Source organism: Pseudomonas nitroreducens (assembly GCF_010994165.1).
In the GTDB taxonomy this organism is placed as follows: Bacteria; Pseudomonadota; Gammaproteobacteria; order Pseudomonadales; family Pseudomonadaceae; genus Pseudomonas; species Pseudomonas nitroreducens.
The window spans coordinates 451,027-458,590 of record NZ_WMBX01000006.1 but is presented as its reverse complement, the minus strand read 5'-3'; the positions used below and the strand labels follow the sequence as shown (position 1 = coordinate 458,590).

The 7,564-nt window shown below is 50.3% G+C and carries 5 protein-coding genes; 4 read left to right on the top strand and 1 reads right to left on the bottom strand.

From position 1 onward, the window contains the following. Positions 1-947: 947 nt before the first annotated feature. Positions 948-1,148 carry a BRO-N domain-containing protein gene (locus GJV37_RS29600; RefSeq protein WP_226046304.1) on the top strand — a complete coding sequence of 67 codons (201 nt, stop codon included), beginning with the start codon at positions 948-950 and terminating at the stop codon, positions 1,146-1,148. Between the two features lie 747 nt (positions 1,149-1,895). On the opposite strand, the gene GJV37_RS25975 is transcribed toward GJV37_RS29600, so the two are convergent. Further along, positions 1,896-3,299 (bottom strand): MrcB family domain-containing protein, encoded by a 1,404-nt coding sequence (locus tag GJV37_RS25975; protein ID WP_193453089.1) that lies wholly within the window; start codon positions 3,297-3,299, stop codon positions 1,896-1,898. 322 nt (positions 3,300-3,621) lie between these two features. Between GJV37_RS25975 and GJV37_RS25970 the strand changes: the two genes are divergently transcribed. The 3 genes from GJV37_RS25970 (at position 3,622) to GJV37_RS25960 (ending at position 7,495) form a co-directional block, all read left to right on the top strand. Beyond that, positions 3,622-4,398, top strand: coding sequence for a hypothetical protein (locus GJV37_RS25970; RefSeq protein WP_193453088.1), 777 nt, complete (start codon positions 3,622-3,624; stop codon positions 4,396-4,398). A 158-nt stretch (positions 4,399-4,556) separates the two neighbouring features. After that, complete coding sequence (locus GJV37_RS25965; protein WP_193453087.1) at positions 4,557-5,696, top strand: DNA cytosine methyltransferase; 1,140 nt, start codon at positions 4,557-4,559, stop codon at positions 5,694-5,696. Between the two features lie 8 nt (positions 5,697-5,704). Beyond that, on the top strand, positions 5,705-7,495 hold the full coding sequence (locus GJV37_RS25960) for an ATP-binding protein (protein ID WP_193453086.1): 1,791 nt from the start codon (positions 5,705-5,707) through the stop codon (positions 7,493-7,495). Positions 7,496-7,564: the final 69 nt, after the last annotated feature.

The following is a 7,564-nucleotide window of genomic DNA, read 5'->3' as shown; positions in this document are numbered from 1 at the left end:
CTCGAATTCACGAGTGTTACTTGCGTTGCTGATAATCAGTCGATCATCAGTCTTACATCACAAGCACCCACACGAATTGCTTGATTCAACTTGTTAAAGAGCAGTTGGTTAAGGCTTTCATCTCAACCGAGGCGCGCATTCTACGCTAACCTCATCTTTCGTCAAGCTTTATTTTTCGAAAATTTCTTTTCTACTCAATCGCTTGGGCTTCCGAGAAGTCAAACCTCTCATCAGCGGGAGGCGCATTCTACAGCGATCAAACTCGCTGTCAAGCACCTCGGCGACCTTCTTTTCAGCTCGCTGCCGGAGCAGCTAATGAAGAGCGGCAAGTGAATCACCTGCCTGATCACCACTCTCAATCTCGAACCTCTGTAAGTACTTGATTTTCAAGTTCTTTCAGCGCTTCGTCGCTGGGAGTGGTGCGCATTATAGGGAGTTTAAATCGAGCGTCAACGACTTTTTGCAGAAAGATGACAAAGGGACCACTCCCCTCTCCCTCTATATAGAAAGCAGCACCTTCCTGCAGCCGCGCCAAGCCAGGCACCGCGGCCCCAGCCATACAGCTGAGTCGTTCTACCTATATAGAGGAGGCGCTGCCGAACCTCCCACTTCAAAGCACGCTTGCCAGATTCCTACGCGCTTTGCAGGTTGCCGCCCCGGAAAGCCCTCCTCCATCCTGCGCCCGTCACAGTCAATCCTGTGGCCTGGTTTGACGACCGGAAATGAGATGGCGCGAAAACGCTGAAAGCGCGTGCGGGAAAGAGCGACGGTTTCCTGTAGGCCCTTTCATGCCTGTAGCATTCACTACTGGCTCTATGGCGGATCGCGCGGGGAGACCCTCGGGTCTGCCGGTTCCATCTCCCGGTTCGTCAACCCTGCGCGGTCCGCCACCCTTCGCTTGACGACGACGCGTCGCGGCTCCTCAACCTCGTAGATGGAGCTTCACCATGCAAGACGCTTACATATCTGTCGTATTCCAACGCCACACCTACCAACTCCGCGCAGTCCTGATCGACCGCCAACCCTGGTCCGTCGCCCACGACTTCGCCCTCCTGATCAACGCCCGCCGCCCCTACCGCCTACCCAAGCGCATGGACCCGGAACAGAAACGCGCCGTCATCCTGGAATACCTCAGCGGCTTCCGCTAGGAAGTGGAAGTCATCAGCGAATCCGGCACCTACAAAGCCCTATACCGCCACTAGCATCCCGAACACCGCAACATCGCCAAATGGCTCAGCGACGAAGTCCTCCCAACCCTCCACGACTCCCAGCACATCCCCGACAGCAACCCCCTGCGCGCCTTCATGATCTGGGCCGACCAACGCATCGGCGTCCTCAAGTAGCAAGGGGAAATCTGGATAGCGCGACGAGACCTACCAGCCTTCCTGGCAGCGCAGGATGATTGGCCACTGAGGGACGCGCCGAGCTGGCGGTCGATATAGGAAGTTTTTGAGGGAAGAGAAATGCAAAAAGGCCGGTTGATTGCTGAACCGGCCATTTCAAATTTGGTCGGGACGGAGTGATTCGAACACTCTACCCCTTGCACCCCATGCAGCGCACAAACCATCCACAACCCAATGATTTACAAGATTAAACCAAAAAAATTCGAGTGCAGAAATCACCAATGCGGGAGCTTATGCAAACGTAGCCATGCGGGCTTCAGGGTAGGTTTTGCACACCTAAAGACATGCTTGCGCCTTGGCGCAGTGCCTCCTCATTTCCTTACATAGAAGCCCCTAAGCCCTCCACTCTATACCCCAGAGAGTTACGCATCGAACGGGGGGAATCACTCGCCAGGAAGGTCATAAACTAGGTTTCCGGAACGGCGGCCCCATCGCGCGGACTTACAAGCACACGCCTAGCGTATCTCGTAGCCACCGGGGGGGGGGGGGGGGTTAGGCTTCCTTTCGGCGCCTGGCCACGTAGGCAGTAGGTAAAAAATCCCACTTAGACACATCCCACGGCGTGTGCAGCTCTGCCACTCCGCCGGATGCTTTGGGCTCGTCGCCTTCGCGACTCAGCTCTATACCGCTGACAATTATCAACACAGTGCTGCCCTGCCTGCTTTGGTGAAGGCTCAGCTCATTGGCTGTGAGCAGGAAGCTATCGATTTGATTGGACGTAGATCCCTTTACTTCAATCAACCACTCTCCTCCATCTTTCTTCGCTTTGAAGTCATAAGGCTCATGAGCAGACGTATCTACTATTTTGGTGTAGCCGCAGGACACAAGCTGGGCCTCTGCGACAGCCATGGCACGCAACTCAACAGCTCTTCGCTCTGGATAGCTCATACCTCTCCCCTGCCCAACTCCTTTTTTCAAAGGATTAACTGCAGACTCCATGTCGATCATTTCCAATGGTTCGGCCGGTGCGACTGGAGGGTACTTTCCCTGTCTTTCTCCGTCGTAAAGACACATCAGGAACGAGCAAAGCAGCCGAATATCGGACCAAAAATCGGATTCGATAAACAAGTTCGGAGAGTATCGTTTTGCGAGCAGGGTGGCTTTTTCGAATTGCCGCGAGAGAGAGTTTCCATGTAGCGCAATTTCCTCCTGAAATCTAGAAAGATCCGCCCCCCTCTTTGAAAGATGCGCTTTAGCCCAGCGAATTTTTTCTGCCAACTCATCATCCGAGATGGGGTTTAAGCTCCCGTCTCCATGGAACCATGTTGAGCCACAATTAATCGTTAAGTAGAAGTAGTCGCCCTTGCTAGAGAAATGAATCACGAAGTACCAACCATCCCGGGGGGTGGGGGATAACTCAGGAGAAAATATACGAATCCAGGGCGACCGGGACTTCCTACCTATACCATCACTGCCCTCCACCTTACATGAGTAGCCAGCACTGGAAAATGTTGGAACTATCATTTCGAATTTATTATGGATGAGGTTTTTAAGATCACTCCTTACTAAATTTCCGCGCTCCAGCATATCATCAGTATTAAAAGAAGTGTAACTTAGCTGAAGACGAAGAATTTCAGAGACCACCTTCTTCAACGTACCCGGCTGACGGAACTCAATCTTAGGAACAATAATGAGACCAAGGCTCTCTAGTTTTTTGAAGCATGCCGAACCTTCGTCTCCTTTGAAATCGCGAGTGCCGATTTTTTTGCCGTAGAGTATTTCGAGTGCGAGCGCTACCAATTCCTTGAGGGCGTATCGTTTTTCGCGATAGAGGACATCGAATTTTGTTGAATCGACAAAGCGGCTTTGCTCTCCCGTGTCGATCAACTCAACTGCCTTGAGTAAGTGCTCACGCTGTAGGGGAGCAAAGAGCTCATTAGGCGATAACCTTGTCATCCGTCGTTCCTTACTTGTTCCTGCTTGATGAGCAGAATGGTTTGCGGCTGCAATCCGCTGAGGCACCGTCTTGGGACTTGCCATAGCCCCTATCATACGTTGACTCTGAGCTGGGTAGCGGCGCTTTGCCAGGCTCGCTTACAGCGGTTGACCTCATAGGCCCCAACAATCGGCCCATTCAGAGGCTGAACAACTCAAATTCAACCAACGGTTTCTGACAATTAGCCTCATGTAGACACCCTAGAGTCTTTACGGGTACTCGCTTCTCGCGCTAGCCTCGACATGGCCACATGCCATATACGAATGCACGCAGGGAAGGACCATGGGACTGGATGATCGCGAATGGATGCGTCGCGAGAGCAGGGAGCGTCAGCGAGAGGGGGAAGTGAGGAAACGGCCCAGGACCTTCCGCTGGAGCGCCCTGCACTTGTTTGTCGGCATGATACTTTTTATTGCTCTCACGCTGAGCTGGCCATCGCTCCGATCGTACATAGAGCGCCTCTCGGCCTCCGTGCCCATCAAAGACCGAACCCTCATTGCCGAAGATCCTCAAGATCTTCCTGCGCCTCCTCCTGAAATCGCCCGTCGCCCAACCGAGTCAGAAGCCCACAGTCGCCGCTCGCTTCGCGATTGCCTGAACGGGGGAAACGCCATTGATGAGAACGTGATTCGTTGCCAGAACGGTGGCGAGCTACCGAGTGCCCGCACTCCGCAGAAGGTGCCTGCCCCCCAAGGCATGGTTTCTCAGGAATACCTAGCGCAGTTTCAGGCCGAGAGGGACCAGCGAATAGCCAGGCAGGGCAATACTCAAAATCACACCCAGGAGCATGATTCGCAGTGGATAAAGAGCTGGGATGGCGGCAGCGGCTACTTAGCCGAATGGGCTGTAGTCAACAACGCCATTGACGGGGGGACCGTTTGTCGGAATCAAGGCTGGGGATCTGTTGAGTATCGGGAATGCCGCAAAGGGGCAAAGGTGTATTTTCGACAGCAGTGTCGCGCCTGGGCTGCTCGTGCTGCTAGAGATCGCTCGGATTGGAGCTATCAGATGAAGGAGCGGTACTGCACGGCAGAAAGCTCATTTAGTCCGATGAGTTAGCAAGGATTTTGACTCATGGAGCAGAGGATGGCCTGTTGGTACACGCCGAACACCACGGAGTTGATGAAAAATGTACGAGGTCGGAGACCTCGCTCCAGCGATCGACAAAAACGCCGTTTCATGGCATGCTCCGCCCAATTTTTGCGTGGGGAAATGCCGTGATCAGTTCGAAACCTCTTGTCATAGACCTATTTTCGGGTTGCGGTGGCCTTGGGCTGGGGGCTGAACTTGCTGGATTTCACTCCTTGGCTGCCGTAGATATCGATAGCGATCTTCAGTCTGCTTATAAGCTAAATTTCCCTTTGACTCAGACCATAAATACTGACCTTGCAAAACTGGGACGGCAGGAATGGGATAGCATTCTTGACGGCGCACGTATTGATGGGATCATCGGTGGGCCACCATGTCAGGGATTCAGCCGAATAGGTTTGCGCAAGTCAGATGATCCACGGAACGCATTATTAGGACAGTATTTCAAGCAAATTCGCCTATTAAAGCCGCGATTTTTCTTAATGGAAAATGTAGAGGGGCTTTTGGATGAGAAAAACAAAGCGACCCTCGAAGCAGCACTTGAGCTAATCCCCAACAACTACACTGTAGTTGGGCCGGTTAAAATTAATGCACTTGACTGCGGCGCGGCCACATCCAGAAAGAGAGTTGTAATAATCGGAATAGACTCCTCCTCAATGAATTTGCTCAGCGAGCAGGAACTAATATCTAGCCTCATCAAGAAGCCAACGACCGTAAGAGAGGCAATAAGTGACATCCCCTCACCTTCTGGGATAGGCGGTGGGTATTCAAAGACATTCTCCTGGGAGAGATACAGATCCTCGGATCTTGATCTATCCGATTATGCTAAAAGCATGCGCAATATGCCCCCTAAAGGCTTAGGGGCAAAGATCTCCTTAGAACAATTAGTTCACGGAAAGATTTCAGGAGTAATAAATACCAAACATACACCCGTGGTTATTGAAAGATTTAGTGAAACACGACCTGGAGAAGTGGAAGCAGTTAGTCGTTATCCAAGACTCTCCTGGGGAGGGTACTGTCCTACCTTGCGGGCTGGCACAGGTAGTGATAAGGGTAGCTTTCAAGCGATGAGGCCAATCCATCCTTCAGAACCTCGGGTGATAACTGTCAGAGAAGCGGCCAGGCTTCAAGGATTCCCCGATTGGTTTTTATTCCACCCGACCATGTGGCACTCATTCAGAATGATTGGGAATAGTGTTTCGCCAATGATGTCTCGCCACCTAATGAGCATCATTGCCGGCAAACTGGAAAATAAAGCTGCAGCATAGGAGACATCATGGCAGTTACCAAGGAAAAGGATAGTGTAGAGGTAAGTTTTAGCTCGGATGCCGACTACTTAATTCGCGGATTAACTGCCGATGTCAGCACGATCGAATGCATATATGATCTTATAGATAACTCTATAGATGCTGCTCGAACCAGGATTTTAACTTCCTCCACACCTGTGGAAAGGGATTCTTTTGGTCTACCAAAATCCTACGACGGCTATGACATTCAAGTAAATGTTTCCGCTGATAGGGTTGTGATCTCAGACAACTGCTCCGGCATAGATGAAAAAACACTCTCAGAGAAGGTTTTTACAATAGGAAAAAAGTCCAAGCACCTCTTTGGCATTGGCCATTATGGAGTTGGTCTTAACCGGGCTATATTCAAGCTTGGAAGCTCAGTTGAACTTAATACGGACAATGGCACTCATGCGTTTTCATTATCATTCACTGAAGACGATGTAAGAGCAGCTGTCGAAAAGAAGTCAAAAATAAAAGCAAAGAGAAAGAAGACTTCAAACAGCAATCTTTATATGCTCGAGATAAGCAGAATAAAGCGCGACGTGATTGCAGATCTAGGATCAGAAACCTGGCTAGATACCGTGAGGGATCAAGTCAGAATTCGGTATTCGATATTCCAGCGAAAGGGACTGGCAATATCTATTAATGGCCAACTGATCGGAGAGTTCGGCCCCAAAATACGGGATCCTGACTTCTTGCGCAAGAGATCAAAGCGCTTGATTTCAGAGAGTGGCGTATCTGTCTACTTGGAAGCTGGGCTCCATGAGAACTACAGGATCGCGAAGGTTGACAAGGATTATAAAGAATTTAAATCTATAATTAGCGGATTAACCCAAGAGTATGGCTGGTATGTCGTTTGCAATGACCGAGTTATTCTGGTAGGCGATAAAAGCTCAATGACTGGTTGGACTACCAGCGCATGGCACAATGAATATCACGGATTTTTAGGGTGGGTCTATTACGTTAGCGAAGACCCGTCACTATTACCTTGGGATACTAAGAAAACTGGGATCAATTCGAATAATCAAGCCCACATCGAAACATTGAGTTCGCTTAAAGAGTTGGCTGACGACTATAGGACTCGCAATAGGCAGCTGAGAAAGACCAAGTCTATTGCTCAGAATTCAGGTTCCTCTGGTCCAGGTAAAGGGCCGAGTTCCGGTGTAGGTACTGGTACTGGTACTGGTACTGGTACTGGTACTGGTACTGGTACTGGTATTGCGACAGGTACTGCTCAGGGGGCGCTAACCACCGGTGGTACTAATGGCAATGGGGGTGGAGGGAGTCCAGCTGTTCATACGAAGAACATGGATATGCTTCTATCTGGCATCAACTCCGTTTCTAGATCTCCTCGAATTGCTTCTTTCCTTGAAGAGGCAATGGAGATCTCCATTAAAGATCACCCTTATACGGCAATGATATTGTTGCGTGTTCTTTTTGAGGCCGCACTTCGGGACTATTTACTCCGGCACAGGCATTATCAAAAGGTCAAAGATTTCGTTTTTGAAGAGCAAGAAAATAAGCAGCGTCCTTTTACCGAAAAGCAAAAGCGTGAATTTACACCGTCGCTTGCAAATATGGTGCAATGGGTTCTAAAAAATTTAGATGTATTTAATGACGATGTCAGGCGGGGGACGAAGACGTCACTAGATGTCTTCTCGAAAGATTTAGCTCGTCTAAATGGGATTGTCCATGAAGACGGAGTGTTAACCGATTTTTCAGAAGCGAAGCAGATTAGAAATAATGCTCATAAGGCCCTGCAAACTCTTTTAGAGAGTTGAGGCGATGGGGGGGGGTAGCAGTAGTGCGTGATCTAGACTCAGGTCCGAACTCTGGTGAGGAGCTTCGTG

Coding starts and splice junctions, on each gene's coding strand:
- GJV37_RS25970 (WP_193453088.1), top strand. CDS start 3,622: ATGGGACTGGATGATCGCGAATGGATGCGTCGCGAGAGCAGGGAGCGT.
- GJV37_RS29600 (WP_226046304.1), top strand. CDS start 948: ATGCAAGACGCTTACATATCTGTCGTATTCCAACGCCACACCTACCAA.
- GJV37_RS25960 (WP_193453086.1), top strand. CDS start 5,705: ATGGCAGTTACCAAGGAAAAGGATAGTGTAGAGGTAAGTTTTAGCTCG.
- GJV37_RS25975 (WP_193453089.1), bottom strand. CDS start 3,299: ATGACAAGGTTATCGCCTAATGAGCTCTTTGCTCCCCTACAGCGTGAG.